Source organism: Sphingomonas palmae (assembly GCF_900109565.1).
GTDB classification, from domain to species: Bacteria; Pseudomonadota; Alphaproteobacteria; order Sphingomonadales; family Sphingomonadaceae; genus Sphingomonas; species Sphingomonas palmae.
The window spans coordinates 373,735-391,407 of record NZ_FNZZ01000002.1; the positions used below are offsets into that span (position 1 = coordinate 373,735).

At 69.1% G+C, this 17,673-nt stretch carries 12 protein-coding genes; 9 read left to right on the top strand and 3 right to left on the bottom strand.

Features of this window, described 5'->3' with window-relative positions:
- Positions 1-95: 95 nt before the first annotated feature.
- Together BMW51_RS06320 and BMW51_RS15840 are read left to right on the top strand one after the other, a co-directional pair.
- Positions 96-1,430 (top strand): chymotrypsin family serine protease, encoded by a 1,335-nt coding sequence (locus BMW51_RS06320; protein ID WP_245708306.1) that lies wholly within the window; start codon positions 96-98, stop codon positions 1,428-1,430.
- A 92-nt stretch (positions 1,431-1,522) separates the two neighbouring features.
- Positions 1,523-1,666: a lmo0937 family membrane protein gene (locus BMW51_RS15840; RefSeq protein ID WP_143051820.1), complete on the top strand. Its 144-nt coding sequence runs from the start codon at positions 1,523-1,525 to the stop codon at positions 1,664-1,666.
- A 133-nt stretch (positions 1,667-1,799) separates the two neighbouring features.
- Here the strand turns inward: BMW51_RS15840 and BMW51_RS06325 are convergent, their stop codons facing one another.
- From BMW51_RS06325 to BMW51_RS06335, 3 genes are all read right to left on the bottom strand, one after another.
- The gene (locus BMW51_RS06325) at positions 1,800-3,158 is read right to left on the bottom strand and encodes a dihydrolipoamide acetyltransferase family protein (protein ID WP_093004498.1); all 1,359 of its coding nucleotides are present in this window, start codon (positions 3,156-3,158) and stop codon (positions 1,800-1,802) included.
- Between the two features lie 5 nt (positions 3,159-3,163).
- Positions 3,164-4,168, bottom strand: a complete 1,005-nt coding sequence (locus BMW51_RS06330; protein WP_093005101.1) for an alpha-ketoacid dehydrogenase subunit beta — start codon at positions 4,166-4,168, stop codon at positions 3,164-3,166.
- 77 nt (positions 4,169-4,245) lie between these two features.
- Positions 4,246-5,520, bottom strand: a complete 1,275-nt coding sequence (locus tag BMW51_RS06335) for a 3-methyl-2-oxobutanoate dehydrogenase (2-methylpropanoyl-transferring) subunit alpha (RefSeq protein ID WP_177171583.1) — start codon at positions 5,518-5,520, stop codon at positions 4,246-4,248.
- Positions 5,521-5,956: 436 nt separating this feature from the next.
- Between BMW51_RS06335 and BMW51_RS06340 the strand changes: the two genes are divergently transcribed.
- From BMW51_RS06340 to BMW51_RS06375, 7 genes are all read left to right on the top strand, one after another.
- Positions 5,957-6,733 carry an ImuA family protein gene (locus BMW51_RS06340; RefSeq protein WP_093005103.1) on the top strand — a complete coding sequence of 259 codons (777 nt, stop codon included), beginning with the start codon at positions 5,957-5,959 and terminating at the stop codon, positions 6,731-6,733.
- A complete protein-coding gene (locus BMW51_RS16235; protein WP_245708307.1) occupies positions 6,648-9,494 on the top strand; it encodes a Y-family DNA polymerase in 2,847 nt (948 codons plus the stop codon). The genes BMW51_RS06340 and BMW51_RS16235 overlap by 86 nt, the downstream gene beginning before the upstream one ends.
- Before the next feature lie 102 nt (positions 9,495-9,596).
- Positions 9,597-12,908, top strand: a complete 3,312-nt coding sequence (locus BMW51_RS06350; RefSeq protein ID WP_093004502.1) for an error-prone DNA polymerase — start codon at positions 9,597-9,599, stop codon at positions 12,906-12,908.
- A gap of 76 nt (positions 12,909-12,984) precedes the next feature.
- Positions 12,985-15,456 carry a PAS domain S-box protein gene (locus BMW51_RS06355; RefSeq protein WP_177171557.1) on the top strand — a complete coding sequence of 824 codons (2,472 nt, stop codon included), beginning with the start codon at positions 12,985-12,987 and terminating at the stop codon, positions 15,454-15,456.
- 71 nt (positions 15,457-15,527) lie between these two features.
- The gene (locus tag BMW51_RS06360; protein WP_093004506.1) at positions 15,528-16,163 is read left to right on the top strand and encodes a TetR/AcrR family transcriptional regulator; all 636 of its coding nucleotides are present in this window, start codon (positions 15,528-15,530) and stop codon (positions 16,161-16,163) included.
- A 416-nt stretch (positions 16,164-16,579) separates the two neighbouring features.
- Positions 16,580-16,834: a hypothetical protein gene (locus BMW51_RS16240; protein WP_245708308.1), complete on the top strand. Its 255-nt coding sequence runs from the start codon at positions 16,580-16,582 to the stop codon at positions 16,832-16,834.
- A gap of 233 nt (positions 16,835-17,067) precedes the next feature.
- A complete protein-coding gene (locus BMW51_RS06375; RefSeq protein WP_093004512.1) occupies positions 17,068-17,640 on the top strand; it encodes a response regulator transcription factor in 573 nt (190 codons plus the stop codon).
- The last annotated feature ends 33 nt before the right edge of the window (positions 17,641-17,673 follow it).

Here is a 17,673-nt window from a genome sequence, read left to right on the forward strand (position 1 = left end):
GTGGCTGCGCGTTGGCTGCAAGGGCAGCACGCCGCTTCGGCGCTCGCGCATGTTCGTTCAGGACAAGTTCGGGCAGGTAGCGCTAAGAGGCGCGGGTGTCGAGCAGGATCGGTAAATGGTGGTGGGCGGCGCTGGCCGCACTCGTCGGGTGTGCGGTGCCCGTGAGCGCGCAGGTGCCCGCCACTGCGCTGCCGCCGCCGGCGGCCACCCTGCCGCTTCGGCAGTCGGGCGCGGACGCGATCGCGCAGGACGCGGGCGAGTATGCGCGGATGTACAATGTCTCGCTGCCGGAGGCGCGCGCGCGGCTGCTCGCGCAGGAGGAAACAGTGCCCTTCACCGACGCGCTCGCGATCGAGCTGGCCGACCGGCTGGCGGGGATCGCGATCGAGCATCGGCCGACATACCGCATCGTCGTGCTGCTGACCGGGGACGAGCCGCTGCCCGACCGCGTCGTCGTGGCGGGCGGGATGAGCGTAGCGATCACGTTCCGCACCGGTGCGCGCGCGACGCGCGCCGCGCTCGAACTCGCGCTCGCCTCGCACCAGGCCGAACTCGCCGCGGCAGTGGCGCATCCGCCGGGCATGGGGATCGACCTCGCGGCCGGCGAACTGGTCGTGGTCGTCAACCCGGGCGACGTCGACCGCGAAGGCGTCGACGCGCTGACCGCGCGTCTGTCAGGAATCGCGGGCGTGCCGGTGCGCGTGCGAAGCGACCGTGTCGTCGCGAGCGCGGACATGGCGGCGGAAGGCGGCGCGCGTGTCGTCGGCGTCGATCCGGCGGATGGGCGCCGCTACGCCTGCACCACCGGTTTCGTCGTGACTGATGGTACGCGCACGGGGATCGCGACCGCGGCGCACTGCCCCGACGCGCTCAGCTACGTCGGCCCGAACGGCGAGACGCAGGCGCTCTCCTTCGTCGGACAATGGGGCTGGGGTTATCAGGACGTGCAGGTCAACGCGAGTGACGTGCCGCTGCAACCCGTCTTCTACGCCGACACGGGCAAGACGGTCAGCCGCGCGGTCGCGGGGCGGCGCGCGCTGACCAGCATGCGCGCGGGTGATATGGTGTGCCACCGAGGCGAGCGGACCGGCTACAGCTGCGCGCCCGTCGAGCTCGTCTCGTTCGCCCCCGCCGGGCAATTGTGCGGCGGCGCGTGCCTGCCGACGTGGGTCACCGTTGCAGGGCCGAACTGCCAGGGCGGAGACAGCGGCGCGCCGGTGTTTCTGGGAACACGTGCCTTTGGTCTGGTGAAGGGCGGCAGCTATCGCAGTGACCGGACGTGCGCCTTCTATTTCTACATGTCGACCGACTATCTGCCGACCGGCTGGCGCTTGCTGGAAGAGCCGTTGCCTACGCCGATCACGCCCGGCGCACCGCCCGCGCCGGCACCACCGCCCTTCTACCCGGCCCAGGCGCGACCGCAGCGCTGATCGCTCACATGGATTATGTCGAAAGGTTGCTGATCCGCGGAACGCCACCTTCTCCGCTCACGTTCTCACCGGCGTAACGAAGGAGAGTATCGATGTTGTGGACAATCGCGGTGATCCTGCTGGTGCTGTGGCTGCTAGGCTTCAGCCTTCACGTCGCGGGCGGATTGATCCACATCCTGTTGGTGGTCGCGATCATCGTCGGGCTGGTGCAGCTGTTCCGCGGGCGCGCCGTCTAGGGAAATCGGCGCCGTAGCGATCAGGAGCGACGGCGCGGGTACGAGGGTCAAGCGTGCCAGTTACACGCCGCTTAGACCGGTCTCATCGATCTTCGGGTGTGCGCTGCCGATAGCGCACACCCTGATGTAGGGATCAATCAGCGAACAGCAGGACTGGCGTTTCGAGCAGCTTCTTGAGCGCCTGGACGTAGCTGGCCGCGTCCCAGCCGTCGACAACGCGGTGGTCGCAGCTGATCGACAGGTTCATCAGCTTGGCGCGGACGATGTCGTCGCCGTGGAACACCGGACGCTCGACGATCTTATTCGGGCCGATGATCGCCACTTCGGGCCGGTTGATGACCGGCGTCGTCGCGATGCCGCCGAGCGGCCCGAGCGAGGTGACGGTGATCGTGCCGTTGCCGAGTTCGTCGGGCTTCAATTTGTTCGCGCGCGCCGCCTCGGCCAGCCGCGTGATCTCGGCGGCGAGTTGCCACACGTTCTTGTCCTGCGCGTCGCGGATCACGGGCACAGTGAGGCCGGCGTCGGTCTGGGCCGCCATGCCGAGGTGGACGCGGCCCGACCGCGTCACCACGCCCGCCTCGTCGTCGTAGCGCGCGTTGAGCATCGGGAAGTCGGGCAACGTGCGGCAGATCGCGACGATCATCAGCGGCAGCATGGTGAGCTTGGGCCGGTTGCCGCGGTTGGCGTTCAGGTCGGCGCGGACGCGCTCCAGCTCGGTCACGTCGATCTCGTCGACGTAGGTGAAGTGCGGGATGTGGCGCTTCGACGCGGCCATGTTCTCGGCGATACGGCGGCGCATGCCGATGACGCGGACCTGCTCGTCGTCGCGCGCGCGGCTGGTGTGCGGGGCATGATAGCCCTGCCCCGAGCCGTAGCGCAGATAGGCGTCGAGGTCAGAGTGGCGCAGGCGGTCGCCCTCCGCCTTCACCTCGGCGAGGTCGATGCCCAGGTCACGCGCGCGCGCGCGGACCGCGGGGCTGGCGAGCACGGCGCGTGCGGGCGTAGCGGGCTGCTCGATCGTGGGCGCACGCGGCGCGAGCGCTGCGGCCTCGTAGGCCGGGGTCCCGCCGCGCGCGTCGGCGACGCCGGGGTTCTCGGCCTCGACGTTGTTCGTCTCGGTTGCCGGGGCCGGTTGCGGCTGCGCGGTCGACGAGGTGTCGGACGCAGCGGCTGCGGGCTTGGCCGGGGACAGGTCGCTGCCCGTCTCGTCGGTCGGCTGCACGACTGCCTCAGCCTCGCCGCTCTCGGCCGCGTCGGTCTCGATCACCACCAGCGCGGCGCCGATCGACACCTGGTCGCCGACCTCGCCCGCGAGTTCGACGACGGTGCCCGACACCGGCGATTCCATCTCAACGGTCGCCTTGTCGGTCATCATGTCGGCGAGCTGCTGGTCCTCCTCGACACGGTCGCCAACGGCGACGTGCCACGCGACGATCTCGGCCTCGGAGATGCCTTCGCCGATGTCCGGCAGCTTGAAGGTGAAACGCGCCATCGCCCTTAGTCCTTCAGAATCTTCTTGAGCGCCTGTCCGATGCGGACCGGGCCCGGGAAATACGCCCATTCGAGGCTGTGCGGATACGGCGTGTCGAACCCGGTCACGCGCTCCACCGGCGCCTCCAGGTGGTAGAAGCAGCGCTCCTGCACGAGCGCGGACAGTTCGGCGCCGAAGCCCGCGGTGCGCGTCGCCTCGTGGACGATCAGGCAGCGGCCGGTCTTCTTCACCGACGCCTCGATCGTCTCGATGTCGAGCGGCACCAGCGTGCGCAGGTCGATGATCTCCGCGTCGACGCCGGTGTCGGCGACGACCTGAGCGCAGACGTGGACCATCGTGCCGTAGGCGAGCATCGTCACCGCCTGGCCCTCGCGCACCACGTTCGCCTTGCCCAAGGGTATTTTGTAATAGCCCTCGGGCACCGCTCCCGCCGGGTGCTTGGACCAATTCTCCGCCGGGCGGTCCCAATGGCCGTTGAAGGGGCCGTTGTAGATGCGCTTGGGCTCGAAGAAGATCGTCGGATCATTGTCCTCGATCGCCGCGATCAGCAGCCCCTTGGCGTCATAGGGGGTCGAGGGGATCACCGTCTTGATCCCCGACATGTGCGTGAACAGCCCTTCGGGTGACTGCGAGTGCGTCTGCCCGCCGAAGATGCCGCCGCCGAATGGCGAGCGCACCGTGATCGGCGCGGTGAACTCACCTGACGAACGGTAGCGCAGCCGCGCCGCCTCGCTGACCAGCTGGTCGAGCGCGGGGTAGATATAGTCTGCGAACTGGATCTCGGGGACTGGACGCAGGCCGTAGGCGCCCATGCCGACCGCGACGCCGATGATCCCGCACTCGGTGATCGGCGTGTCGAACACGCGCGTCTTGCCATATTTCTTCTGCAGGCCAGCGGTCGCGCGGAACACGCCGCCGAAATAGCCGACATCCTCGCCCATCACGACCACGCCCGCGTCGCGCGCCATCATGACGTCCATCGCGGAGTTGATCGCCTGGATCATGTTCATGCGGGCCGTCTCGCTCGCCTGATCCGCGCCATCCTGCGGCACCTGCTCGCTCACGGCGCTTTGCGTATCCGCCATCGTCACTTCCTCGCCCACGGCCGGCCGCTCGCTTCTTCCTCGTCGATCATCTGCTGGCGCTGTTCCTTGAGGTGCCACGGCATGTCCTCGAACACGCCGTCGAACAGCGAGTCGAGCGGCTGGTGCAGGCCGTGACCGAGGATGCCGTTCTTCTCGGCTTCCTTCTGCGCCGCCTTCACTTCCTCTGCGACCTCGCGGTCCATTGCCGCCTGCCGCTCGTCGTCCCACTCGCCCAGCGCGATCAGGTGATCCTTTAACCGCGTGATCGGGTCACCCAGCGGCCACGCCGTCGGCTCGCCGGCCGAGCGGTATTGCGTCGGATCGTCGGAAGTCGAGTGACCCTCGGTGCGGTAGGTGAAATGCTCGATCAGCGTCGGCCCCGCATTGGTGCGCGCGCGCTCCGCCGCCCAGGCGGTGGCGGCGTAGACCGCGAGCGCATCGTTGCCGTCGACGCGAAGCCCCGCAATCCCGTAACCGACCGCACGCGCGGCGAAGGTCGTCGCCTCCGCGCCCGCGAACCCTGAGAAGCTCGAGATCGCCCATTGGTTGTTGACGACGTTGAAGATGACGGGCGCGCGGTAGACGGTCGCGAAGGTCAGCGCGGAGTGGAAGTCGCCTTCCGCGGTCGACCCCTCGCCGCACCACGTCGCCGCAATCTTGGTGTCGCCCTTCGAGGCCGATGCCATCGCCCAGCCGACCGCCTGCGGGTATTGCGTCGTCAGATTGCCCGAGATCGAGAAGAAACCGAACCTTTTCTCCGAATACATGATCGGCAGCTGCTTGCCCTGCAGCTTGTCGCCCTTGTTCGAGTAGATCTGGTTCATCATGTCGACCATCGGGCAGCCGCGCGCGATGAGCAGCCCCTGCTGGCGATAGGACGGGAAGCACATGTCGTCGTTGTCGAGCGCGTGCGCGCCCGCCACCGCGACTGCCTCTTCGCCCAGCGATTTCATGTAGAAGCTGGTCTTGCCCTGCCGCTGCGCGCGGAACATCCGCTCGTCAAAGGCGCGAACGGTGGCCATGTGGCGCAGCATGCGGCGCATCTTGTCGGGCGACAGCTGCGGGTTCCACGGGCCGACCGCCTGGTTCTGCTCGTCCAGCACGCGCACCAATGTGTAGGCGAGGTCGGTGAACTGGCTCGCAGCCTCCGCGGTGTCGGGGCGGCGCGCCGAGCCCGCGGGCGGCACGTCGACATCGGCGAAGTCGACCGCGTCGCCGGGCCGGAACTTTGGCTCCGGGACATGGAGCGAGAGGCGCGGCATGTTCTGGCGCGGCATGTCGGCGCTTGGCAGATTGGTGGGCGCGTTGCTCGCCACGTCACTCTCCATCATGCGGCTGCTTCACGCGTCCGCGTTGTGCGTTTCCGATACCGAACGCTCGAGAACGCTTTAGGCGCACTTGTAATTATGTTTCAAGAGCGCGCGCCGCTGCCGGACAGGCGGCACAGCGACGCTGCGGCATGGCATGGCGCGGCAAGATCGTGGCGGGCAAGCGGGCGTACACGACTGCTGACGCGCGTCGCTGCGGCATGAACGGCAACAAAGCTGCGGGCACCGCATGAAGGTGGGCCCGTCGGGGCGACGTGGCCTGCGAAAAAATTATCCACATCCAAATGCCTGCACCGGGACAATCGCGGTCGCGAGGCGGATTGACAGCGTCGTGTTCAAGAGAACAAAATAGGAACAACAGCCGCAACGAGTCGTATTGTTCATCGTGTCACAGCCCGCCGAACCACTGCCGGATACGCAATCTGCCGTGCTCGCGCAGCTGCGCGAGACGCTGCGCGCGATCGAGGGTGACGGGCATCGCCGCCGCCCGGTGCTGCCCTTCGGCGCCGGTGGGATCGACGCGCGGCTCGCCAACAACGGCCTTCGTCTTGACGCGCTGCACGAAGTGACGGCGGCCACCCCGTCGCTGGGCGACGATGCCAGCGCGACCTTGTTCATGGCGGGCATCGCGGCGCGCGCCTGGGGACCGATATTATGGGTGGTGCGCCGCCGCGACCTGTTCGCGCCCGCGCTCTACCAGGTCGGGCTCGCGCCCGAACGCGTGCTCTACGCCGAGGCCGCCGACGATGCCGAGGTGCTGGCGTTGATGGAGGAAGGATTGCGCCACCGCGCGCTCGGCGCCGTGATCGGCGAGGCGCGCCGCGTCGGCATGCCCGCGACGCGGCGGTTGCAGCTCGCGGCGGAAGGCGGGCGCACGATCGCGCTGTTGATGAAACGCCACGCACGCGAGGGTGCCGACACGCTCGGCGCGCCGTCCGCCGCGGTGACGCGCTGGCGCATCGGCTCCGCGCCCAGCACGCCGATCCCCACCGCCGGGATCGGGCGCGCGCGCTGGCACGTCTCACTCGTCCGCCAGCGCGGCGGCGAACCCTTTCAACTCACAGTGGAGGCCTGCGATGAAACGGGTCGCATCGCTCTACCTGCCAAACTGGTCGATCGATCGCATCAGGCGGGCGGAGCGGCAGCACACGCCGCCGCCTGAGCGCGCTATCATCGGAGCGGCCGGACTCGCCGCGCTGAAACAGGCGAGCGACGCCGAGCAGGGCGGCAAGCAGTGCGACGCGCCGCGGGGCAGTGGCTGGCGCCCTGGCGCGCGCTGGGCTCGCAGCGATGCGGCCGCAGACGTGCGCCCCTTCGACCGCCCGCTCGCCGGCAAGGACGAGCGCGCGGGCGGCGGCTCGGCCTGCTGGGCGGGCGAGACGCGCGCCGACGTCGAGCAGCGCATCGCGCGGATGCAATCGCACCAGCGTCCGCCGATGCGCGAAATGGGTCGCCGCAGCGAGGCGGCGGAACACGCGTTCAAGCGGCTGCCCGGCGACGATGGCGGCAAGTCGAGCGGCTGGCCCGAACCGGGCTTTGCAGGGGTGCCGGGTGCCCGTGGCGGGATGGTCGCGATCCGCTTCGGCGGCGAGGGCGTGCGCCCGACCTCGATCCAGCGGCGACGCGATCCTGTCGTGCGGACGGAGCCCCTGCCCTCAACTTCTGCTTCGCCCGACGCAGGTGCGGTCACCGCGGTAGCGCGCGATGGCGGGCGGGTCAGTCACGCCGCCGGATCGATCGCTGCGCCGACCGGACCGGCACCGATGTGCCGCAGCGTCGACCTTCACGACCGCACAGCGACGCGCGAGACGCCGTTGCCGCGCGTGACAGGTGACCGGACACCGCGCGTCGATCCGGGCGGGCCGCTGCCGGCACTTCACGGCCGGTCGGATGCCGGCGTGCGTTCGGCAGCGACGATCGTTGGACGCGCCGACTATCCCGATATCAGCGCATCAACACGCCACGCCGCGTCGCGCCGTGATCCGCTCGCGATTGCGTCGCCGGGTATTACGACCGATCCCTCACTCCCGGCCCTGCGGCTCGTCGGAGTGGCCGGCGCCATAGAGTCAGCCGCATCGATCGGAGCGACGACGAGCGACGCCGAGCCGGCGCGCGTGCGACGCAGTGAGAGGCCGGCGATCGTGCCGCACGCGCTTCGCCCCGCGGTGAGCACGATCCGCTACCCCGGCGATGGCCCGCACCCCGACAAGCCGAGCGGCGGAAAGGGCATCGGCGAGCGTCGCGTGACGAACGGCCGCGTCGGCTCGAACGACGCGGGCGCGAGTGTGCTGCCGGTCGCGCCGTTCTTCGACACCGGGCGCAGCACCGCGGGCACGGTGGCGCGGGTCTGCCCGCCGGACACGCCCACACATCCTCATGCAATGCCGCCACACCTGTCGGTGCACGCGCCGCTGGTCACCGTCCACAAGGTCGGCAGCCGGGTCGAGGTCGCCGCCGCCTGCCCCGCCGCGCGGATGCTGGGGATCGAGTGCGGCATGGCGCTGACGCAGGTGCGCGCGGCGACCCCCGACGTGGCGGTACGCGACGCCGACGCGGTTGGCGACCGCGCCGCGCTCGACCGGCTCGCGACTGCGCTGGCGCGGCGCTGGTCGCCGGGCGTGTCGGTGTCGGATGCGCCACCCGACACTATCTCGGGCGAGGCCGGACTGTTCATCGACCTGACCGGAGTCGCGCACCTGCACGGCGGCGAGGTGCCGATGGCACGTCGGATCGTGCGATTGCTCGCGCGGCTGGGCTATGACGCGCGCGTCGGCATTGCCGATACGCCCGCCGCCGCCTGGGCGCTGGCACGGTTCGACGCCGCCCCGGTTACCGCGCTGCCGCCCGCGCACGGATTGTCGCCGTTCGCCGGTTATCCGGTCACCGCGCTCCGGCTCGATCCGGCCGCGGCGGAGCTGATGCGGCGACTGGGGATCGACCGCGTGGGTCAGCTCGCCCAAATGCCGCGCGCGCCGCTCGTGCGCCGCTTCGGCCGCGCGGTCGCGACCCGGCTCGACCAGCTGATCGGCGCGGTGGCGGAACCGGTCGTTCCGGTCGTGCCGCGCGATCCCGCGATGGTAGAGCAGCGTCTGGCCGAGCCGATCCTGACTGCCGAGCCGATCGCCTATTGGATCGCGCAGCTGAGCGGGCAGCTGGCGCAGGCGCTCGCCGAGCAGGGGCGCGGCGCGCGCGCGCTAGTGCTCGCGCTCACCCGCGTCGACGGCGAGGTGCAGGCAATCCGCGTCGGCTTTGCGCGCGCGACGCGCGATCCGCAGCACATGGTGCGGTTGCTGGCACGACGCATCGAGTTGATCGATCCGGGTTTCGGGATCGAGGTGGTGGCGCTCCACGTCACCCGCGACGAGGCGCTCGGCCCCGAGGCGCTGGCAGGCGACCTGGAGGAGCAGGTGCCCGATCTCGCCGCACTGGTCGACGCGATCGTCAACCGCATCGGTGCCGCGCATTTGTGGCGCACCCGCGCGGTCGAGAGTGACGTGCCCGAACGCTCGGTCGCGCCCGCCGCGCCGCTCGACCACGCGGTGGAGGCCGGCGCGCGGCTGTTGCGCGACGACGTGCGCCACCTCGACACGCGCGGCGCGGCGCATCCGTGGCACCCGCGCTGGCCGCGCCCGACGCGGCTGCTGCGCCGGCCCGAGCCGATCGACCATGTCATGGCCGAACTGCCCGATTCCTACCCCAGGCGCTTTCGCTGGCGCGGGCAGATGCACCAGGTCGTGCGCGGCGACGGACCGGAACGGATCGCGGGCGAATGGTGGCGCCGCACTGCCGAGCGCCAGGCGGTGCGCGATTATTTTCAGGTCGAGGACGAGGCGGGCCAGCGTTTCTGGCTGTTCCGCCGCGGCGACGGCCAGCGCCCCGAAACCGGCGACATGACGTGGCATTTGCATGGCACGTTCGGGTAAGATCGCGCGACCGGCTGCGCGTGGCCAGCAGCGTGCCCACGCCCGTGCCCGCGTGCAGGTCCGGGCGTGGGCACGCACGAACCGCGACCAAGGCCGCCGCGCATGACCTACAGCGAGCTGCAGGTGACGACGCATTTCTCGTTCCTGCGAGGTGCCTCGTCGTGCGAGCAATTGTTCGCCACCGCCGCGGCGATGGGGATGCCCGCGCTCGGGGTCACCGACCGCAACTCGGTCGCGGGCGTGGTGCGTGCGCTCTACGCCGCGGACGAGGTGCGCAAGGATACCGGGCTGGTGATCCGCTCGATCCCTGGTTGCCGGCTCGATCTCGTCTCGGGCGACTCGCTGCTGGTGTGGCCCGAGGATCGCGCCGCATGGTCGCGGCTGACCACCTTGCTGACCAGTGGCAAGGCGCGGGCCGATCGCCGCCGCGGCGAGAAGGGACAGTGTTTCCTGCACTGGGAAGATGTCGCCGCGCATCACGAGGGACTGGTTGCGGCGCTGGTGTCGGGCGTCGACCTGCCGGACGAAACCGCACTGCGCTGGATGGCGGACCTGTTCCCCGACCGCGGTCACGTCTGCCTGACGCACTGGCACCGGCCCGGTGAGGCCGCTCGACTGGACGCCACTGCCGCGCTCGCCCGGCATTACGGCCTGTCGCCGCTCGCAACCGGAGACACGCTGTACCACGCGCCCGACCGTCGCATGTTGCAGGACGTTGTCAGCGCGATCCGCGAAAAGTGCACGATCGATCAGCTCGGACTGCGGCGTGAGCTGCATGCCGATCGCCACCTGCATCCGCCGTCCGAGATGGCGCGGTTGTTCCGTCATCATCCAGACGCGCTGGCGGCCGTCGAGGCAGTGGTGGAGCGCTGCACCTTCTCCCTGCGCGAGCTCAAATACCAATATCCCGAAGAACGCGTGATGACCGCGCACAGCCCGCAAAAGGCGCTGGAGAAGATGGCGTGGCGCGCACTCAACATGCGTCACGATCATCGTCCCCCGGGTGCGTACCGGGCGTTGCTGCGCAAGGAATTGAAGCTGGTGCGCAAGCTGGAATACGCGCCCTATTTCCTGACCGTTCACTCGATCGTGCAGTTCGCACGCAGCCAGCGCATCCTGTGCCAGGGACGCGGGTCGGCCGCCAATTCGGTGATCTGCTTCGTGCTCGGCATCACCTCGATCGATCCGATCAAGCACCAATTGTTGTTCGAGCGCTTCATTTCGGAGGATCGCCAAGAACCACCCGATATCGACATCGATTTCGAACACGAACGGCGCGAGGACGTGATCCAGTGGATCTACAAGACCTACGGTCTCGACCATGCCGCACTGACCGCGGTGGTCAGCCGCTTTCGCACGCGCGGTGCGATCCGGGAGGTCGGCAAGGCGCTGGGGCTGCCGGAGGACATGACCGCCGCGCTGGCGGGGCAGGTATGGGGTTGGTCGAGCGAGGGTGTGCCGACCGAACACGTCGAGGCGCTCAATCTGGACGCGGGCGAGCCGCGACTGGCGCTCGCGCTCGAGCTGGCACGCGAACTGATCGGAACGCCGCGGCATCTGTCGCAGCATCCCGGCGGATTTGTGCTGACGCGCGATCCGATCCACCAGCTCGTACCCGTGGAGCCTGCCGCGATGGTCGATCGCCAGGTGGTCGAGTGGGATAAGCTCGACATCGAGGAACTGGGCCTGATGAAGGTCGACATCCTGGGGCTGGGCATGCTCGGCTGCATGCGTCGTGCGTTCAACCTTCTGGTCGAACACAAGGGCATCGCACTGACGCTCGACCATGCGGACCTGCAGGACGACGACGAGGCAACGTTCGACATGATCTGCGACGCGGACACACTGGGCGTGTTCCAGATCGAGAGCCGCGCGCAGATGAGCATGTTGCCGCGCATGCGACCGCGCGAATTCTACGACATCGCGATCCAGGTCGCGATCGTGCGCCCTGGCCCGATCCAGGGCGACATGGTCCATCCCTATCTGAAGCGTCGCGACCTGAGCAAGGAACAGCGCGCACGGATCGATTATCCCAGCCCGGCTCTCAAGGCGGTGCTCGCCAAGACATTGGGCGTGCCGTTGTTTCAGGAACAGGCGATGCAGGTCGCGATCATCGGCGCAGGCTTCACGCCGGGTGAGGCCGACCAGCTGCGCCGCGCGATGGCGACGTTCAAGATGACGGGCGGGGTCGGCCCATTCCGCGAACGGTTGATCGCAGGGATGCGTCGCAACGGCATTTCACAGGCCTTCGCCGAGCGGCTGGTCAAGCAGATCGAGGGGTTCGGCAGCTACGGCTTTCCCGAGAGCCACGCGGCGAGCTTCGCCAAGATCGCCTACGCCTCGTCGTGGATGAAATGCCACCACCCCGACGTGTTCTGCGCCGCGCTGCTCAACGCGCAGCCGATGGGCTTCTACGCCCCCGCGCAGATCGTGCGCGACGCGCGCGAACACGGCGTCGTCATCCGTCCGGTCTGCGTGATGGAGAGCGAGTGGGACACGAGCCTGGGTGACGCGCCGCCGCATGAGGCGCCCTCCCCGCCGCCGAGACGTTTCACGCAGACGCGCGGGCTTCTGCCGCTCCGGCTCGGCTTGCGCATCGTCCACGGACTGTCGGGCGAGGACGCGGGACGCATTCTGGCGGCGCGCGCCGAGCGTGCGTTCCGCTCGGTCGAGGATCTGTGGCGGCGATCCGGCGTGCCGCTCGCCTCGCTGGAAAAGCTTGCCAAGGCGGACGCGTTCGCCGGGCTCGGGCTCGACCGGCGGCAGGCGTTATGGGCGATCCGCGGGCTGGGCGAGAAACCGCTGCCGCTGTTCGCCGGGATCGAGACGCCCGAGGCATCGGTCACACTCACCCGGCTGACGCAGGGGCGCGAGGTGGTGGAGGATTACCGCGCGACGCAATTGTCGCTGCGCGCGCATCCGCTGCGTTTCCTGCGCGGGCTGCTCAGCGAACGTGGCATGGTGCCGTGCGAGGCGCTGGAACACCGCGACGGCAAATGGGTCGAGGTCGCGGGCATCATCCTGGTGCGGCAGCGTCCCGGAAGCGCGAAGGGCGTGCTGTTCCTGACGATCGAGGACGAGACCGGGGTCGCGAACGGCATCCTGTGGCCCGACCGGTTCGAGGCGCAGCGCCGCACCGTTATGTCCTCGGCGATGGTGAGCTTGCGCGGGCGCGTGCAGAAGGAGGGTAAGGTAACGCACGTGATCGTCGACCGCGTGACCGACCTGACGGCGATGCTGCGCACGGTCGGCGAGATCGACCTGCCGCGCTTCACCTCACCCGGCGACGGCGCAACCAACGGCGGAACACCCGACGCGCGCGACCCGAAATGGCGCCCGCAGATCCGCTCCGACTATCATTTCCGCGACTCACCGGAGCCGGTGATCCCGATCAAAAGCCACGATTTTCACTGAGCGTGCCGCTTACGGATGGCAGGCGTGCGGCTGCCCGGCTATGCAAGCGGCGAACCGCTACCCGCCACGCGAGCCCATGACCCCCGATCAGACGCCGACCAACCCCTTGCCGCGCGCGCTGCGTTTCCTGGCGGGCGGCGGTGCGGCGACCGCGCTGATCCTGGCGCGCGACTGGAGCGAGCATCCGCTGGGCCCGCCCGAGCATTGGCCGACCTCGCTTAAGACCGCGCTCAGCCTGATCCTCAATTCGCCCGAATCGATGATCCTGTGCTGGGACCGGGACGACCTGTTCTTCTTTTTCAACGAAACCTATTTTCCGCTGCTCGGCCCCCGGCTCGACTGGGCGATGGGCGCGCGGTTCGACCAGGTCTGGGCCGACGCGCTCGACCAGGCGATGCCGATCGTGCGCGACGCATTCGACGGGCGCAGCCAGCGCTTCACCGACTTGCCGTGGAAACTCGACACCGATCGTGGCGCGGCCGATACGTGGTGGACCTTCTCCTACTCGCGCGTGCTCGACGACGCGGGCGAGATCGCCGGACTGTTCATCTTCACCAACGAGACGACGACGCGCGTGCTCGCCGACGCCGCTTTGCGCGAGAGCGAGGAGCGCCTGCGGCTGGTGATCGAGAGCGCGACCGACCACGTCATCTTCACGACCGATCCCGGCGGCGTCATCACAAGCTGGTCGGCGGGTGCGCAGGCGGTGCTCGGTTGGACCCCGGCGGAGGCGATCGGGCAGCCCATGTCGATGATCTTCACACCCGAGGACCGCGCCGCCGGTGCCGACGTGCGCGAACTGATCGGCGCGGCGCGCGACGGCGGCGCCGCCGACGAGCGCTGGCAGGTACGGCGAGACGGGTCGCGCGTGTACCTGAACGGCTCGGTTCACCCGCTGCCCGCCGACGCGCAGGGCAAGGAGCGCGGCTTCATCAAGATCGCGCGCGACGAAACGCAGCGGCGCGCGGCGCGCAAGCAACTGGAAGAACTCGCCCAGACGCTCGAACGGCAGGTGGCGGAGCGGACCGCCGACCGCAACCGGCTGTGGCAATTGTCGAGCGACCTGATGCTGGTCGCGCGCGTCGACGGCACGATCGAGGCGGTAAATCCGGCGTGGACGCGCGTGCTCGGCTGGTCGGAAGCCGATCTGCTGGGGCAAAACTTTCTGCCGCTGACGCATCCCGACGACCTGGAGCGGACCGCGGCAGCGGCCGCCGGGATCGGCGCGGGCGAGGCCTATACCCGGTTTGAGAACCGCTACCGCCACAAGGACGGCAGTTACCGCACCATCGTCTGGGCGGCGGGTCCGGGCGACGGCCTGATCATCGCGGTCGGGCGCGACGCGACCGAGGAGCGCGCGCAGGCACAGGCACTCGCCGCGACCGAGGGCCAGCTGCGTCAGGCACAGAAGATGGAGGCGGTCGGGCAGCTGACCGGCGGGCTGGCGCACGATTTCAACAACCTGCTGACCGCGGTAAACGGCGGGCTCGAACTGCTCGAACATCGCATCAACGCCGGTCAGTACGACAAGCTCGACCGCTACATGACGATGGCGCGGACGGGCGCGCAGCGCGCGGCGGCACTGACGCAGCGGCTGCTCGCCTTCTCGCGGCGTCAGACGCTGGCGCCGACCGCGACCGACACGGGCGTGCTAGTGGCAGGGATGATCGACATCATCGACCGGACGCTCGGCCCCGAGATCGAGCTGAGCGTCGAGACCGGGCGCGAGCTGTGGCCGGTGCTGGTCGACGCGCCGCAGCTGGAGAATGCGCTGCTCAACCTGTGTATCAACGCGCGCGACGCGATGCCCGACGGCGGGCGGCTGGCGATCGCGACGGAGAATGTCGTCGTCGCGGCGGGAACGCCCGGGCACGACCTGCCCGCGGGTGAGTATGTCGCGCTGCACGTGACCGATACCGGCACCGGCATGTCGTCCGAGGTGATCGAGCGCGTGTTCGATCCCTTTTTCACCACCAAGCCGATCGGCGAGGGCACAGGCCTTGGCCTGTCGATGATCTACGGTTTCGTGCGTCAGTCGGGCGGACAGGTGCAGGTCAGGTCGGTGGTCGACGAGGGCACGACGATGTCGCTGTTCCTGCCGCGGCTGGTCGGGCCGCAAGCGACCCACGCCCTGCCCTCCTCACCCATGCCGCGCGCGGACGAGGCTACCCTTGAGGAAGCTGGCCGCACGATCCTGCTGGTCGAGGACGAGGTCGCGATCCGCGATCTGGTGAGCGACGTGCTGATCGATGCCGGATACCGCGTGGTGACCGCGCCCAATGGGCCGCGCGGCGTCGCGATCCTCCAGACCGCGGCATCGATCGACCTGCTGATCACCGACGTCGGCCTGCCCGGCGGATTGAACGGTCGGCAGGTCGCGGACGCGGGACGCAGCGTCCGACCGTCGCTGCGCGTGCTGTTCGTCACCGGCTACGCCGCCAATGCCGCGGTCGGCGCGGGGCAGCTCGAGCACGGCATGACCGTCATGACCAAGCCGTTCGACACGCAACAGCTGAAGCGTCGGGTGGCGGAGATGCTCGCTGATTGAGCGCACGGCACCGGTGCCGTCGGACCCGTCCGGCTGGACTCTCGCGCCGTTTCAATTATATACCAAGCGTTATGGAAACTGCCGTCACCGATGCTCCTGCCACGACGCCGTGCGCCGCACCCAAGGGGCGCCCGCGCGAGTTCTGCGTCGACGCCGCGCTGACGGCCGCGCTCGGCGTGTTCTGGTCGAAGGGGTACGAGGGCGCGACGATGGCCGACCTCACCCAGGCGATGGGGATCACCAAGCCCAGCATCTACGCCGCGTTCGGCAACAAGGAGTCGCTGTTTCACAAGGCGCTCGACCTCTACGAGGCGGAGAAGCTCGCCTATACGCGCGAGGCGTTGAAGCAGCCGACCGCGCGCGCAGTGGCCGAGCATCTGATGCGTGGCGCGATCGACGCGCAGGCGAACGACTGCGGGCCGAGCGGCTGCCTCCGCGTCATTACCTCCAGCGCGTGCGGCGCCGAAGGAGAGTCGATCAAGGCCGACGTGATGAAGCGGCGTGCCTCGTCGCAGGCGGCGCTGGTGGAACGGTTTCGCACCGCGCAGACCGATGGCGACCTGCCCGCGCATTTCGAGCCCGAGGCGCTAACCGCCTATATCTACGCGCTGGTGCAGGGCATGGCAGTGCAGGCGGGATCGGGCGCGACCCGCGCCGACCTGGAGCGCGTGGTCGACACCAGCCTGGCGATGTGGCCGACGCGCTGACCGTACGCGCCGCAGCTATCCAGCCGATAATTATTTTACCGCCCGGTACACAAAGCCGTTGACCTGAGCCGCAGCCCTTTCTATACCGCTAAGTACAGAAACGGTAGCTTACCTGATCGGGGCGGCCACCACCCACCTGCGACCGGCCCCACGCCGATCGTCATCAACGCCGACGCGCGGTCCATTTCGGTGAGCCGCGTCAATACAACGAACCCGGACATGGTCCCGACCATGATCGCGGTCCCGCGTGCGCGCACGCAGCAGGGAGAATTGTCATTGCCTATATCGATTTCGCCGCCCAGCACGACGAGCTGCTCGCGCTCGCCCCGCGTCACGATCCGCTGCCGGTCGAGGCGCCGGCCACCAAGCTAAGCGCACTCGAATGGTCGGTCGTCGCGATCGCGCGCAACGACCGCTTGTCGTCACTGCGCGCACCGTCGCGGCTGTCGGTCGCGATGGGCGGGCTGTTCGGTGCGCGTCACAATCCGCGACTGGCCGACCCGAAGCTGGAAGCGCTGCGGCGCATGGCGGTGCTCAGCTGGCATCACGGCTATACCGTGCCGACCAGCGCGCTGACCGCGTTCACCGACGCGGGCTACACGATCGCGCAGTACGAGACGTTGCTGGGCAGCATCGCCTCGGCCCGCCTGGCGCGCAAGCCGCAAGCCTGACGCTCAACCGATCCTGATCCGCGGCATTGGCCAGCGTCGCGGATCGGAACCTAGCTTTTCAAGTCGCGAAGCACATCGTTCGCGTCTTTCAGCGTTGTTACTCAAACATCCACTGCCCTGCGGCTCCGAAAGCCGCCCCGCCGCTCAGCCACGGCCACCCTCGCCCGCACTGGCGAAGGCGCGTAAACAAGGTTAACCTGCGTTCCTCATCTGGCGGCGATCCGGGACGAGCCATGCCATCCACGACACACGACGGCCTGCAAGCCCTGACCGCGCGCGAGCGTGAGGTGCTGCGTCTGTTCGCGCAAGGGCTGGAAGGTCCCGAGGTCGCGCGCGCGCTCAACCTGTCGGCGAAGACGGTGGAAACCCACGTCCGCAACGCACGCGCCAAGCTCGGCGGCGTCCGTCGTCCCGCCGCCGCGCGCATGGTGGCGGAGGATGAGCGGTCGCGGGAAAGCGCCGCTTTTCCGTCACTTGCGCCGTCGTCACCTACCAATGCGTCCCCTAAGGCATCGTCTGGTATCCCCGACACGCCCCCGCCCGGCCATCAAGCGGGGGTCGATGCGCTGGGGGGCGGCGCGGAGATGGTGCGGGAGGATCGAGCGATCTTCCTGCACCTACCCACACCCGCCCCGTCCCAGTTCACCGACCGCAACACGGCGGACCAGCATCCGCCCGCGCTGACCAGGTTGCTCGCGATTGCGGGACTCGGGTTCGCCGTCATGGCGGCGCTCGCGCTCGTCGCGCCCGTGACCGACGGCATACAGCGCTGGGCCGACGCGATCCACCGGCACAGCAGCAACTAGCCGGGGTGCGAATGCACTTCCGGCGAGGCCGGG

Coding starts and splice junctions, on each gene's coding strand:
- BMW51_RS15840 (WP_143051820.1), top strand. CDS start 1,523: ATGTTGTGGACAATCGCGGTGATCCTGCTGGTGCTGTGGCTGCTAGGC.
- BMW51_RS06325 (WP_093004498.1), bottom strand. CDS start 3,158: ATGGCGCGTTTCACCTTCAAGCTGCCGGACATCGGCGAAGGCATCTCC.
- BMW51_RS06330 (WP_093005101.1), bottom strand. CDS start 4,168: ATGAACATGATCCAGGCGATCAACTCCGCGATGGACGTCATGATGGCG.
- BMW51_RS06335 (WP_177171583.1), bottom strand. CDS start 5,520: ATGCCGCGCCAGAACATGCCGCGCCTCTCGCTCCATGTCCCGGAGCCA.
- BMW51_RS16235 (WP_245708307.1), top strand. CDS start 6,648: ATGAAACGGGTCGCATCGCTCTACCTGCCAAACTGGTCGATCGATCGC.
- BMW51_RS06350 (WP_093004502.1), top strand. CDS start 9,597: ATGACCTACAGCGAGCTGCAGGTGACGACGCATTTCTCGTTCCTGCGA.
- BMW51_RS06355 (WP_177171557.1), top strand. CDS start 12,985: ATGACCCCCGATCAGACGCCGACCAACCCCTTGCCGCGCGCGCTGCGT.
- BMW51_RS06360 (WP_093004506.1), top strand. CDS start 15,528: ATGGAAACTGCCGTCACCGATGCTCCTGCCACGACGCCGTGCGCCGCA.
- BMW51_RS06375 (WP_093004512.1), top strand. CDS start 17,068: ATGCCATCCACGACACACGACGGCCTGCAAGCCCTGACCGCGCGCGAG.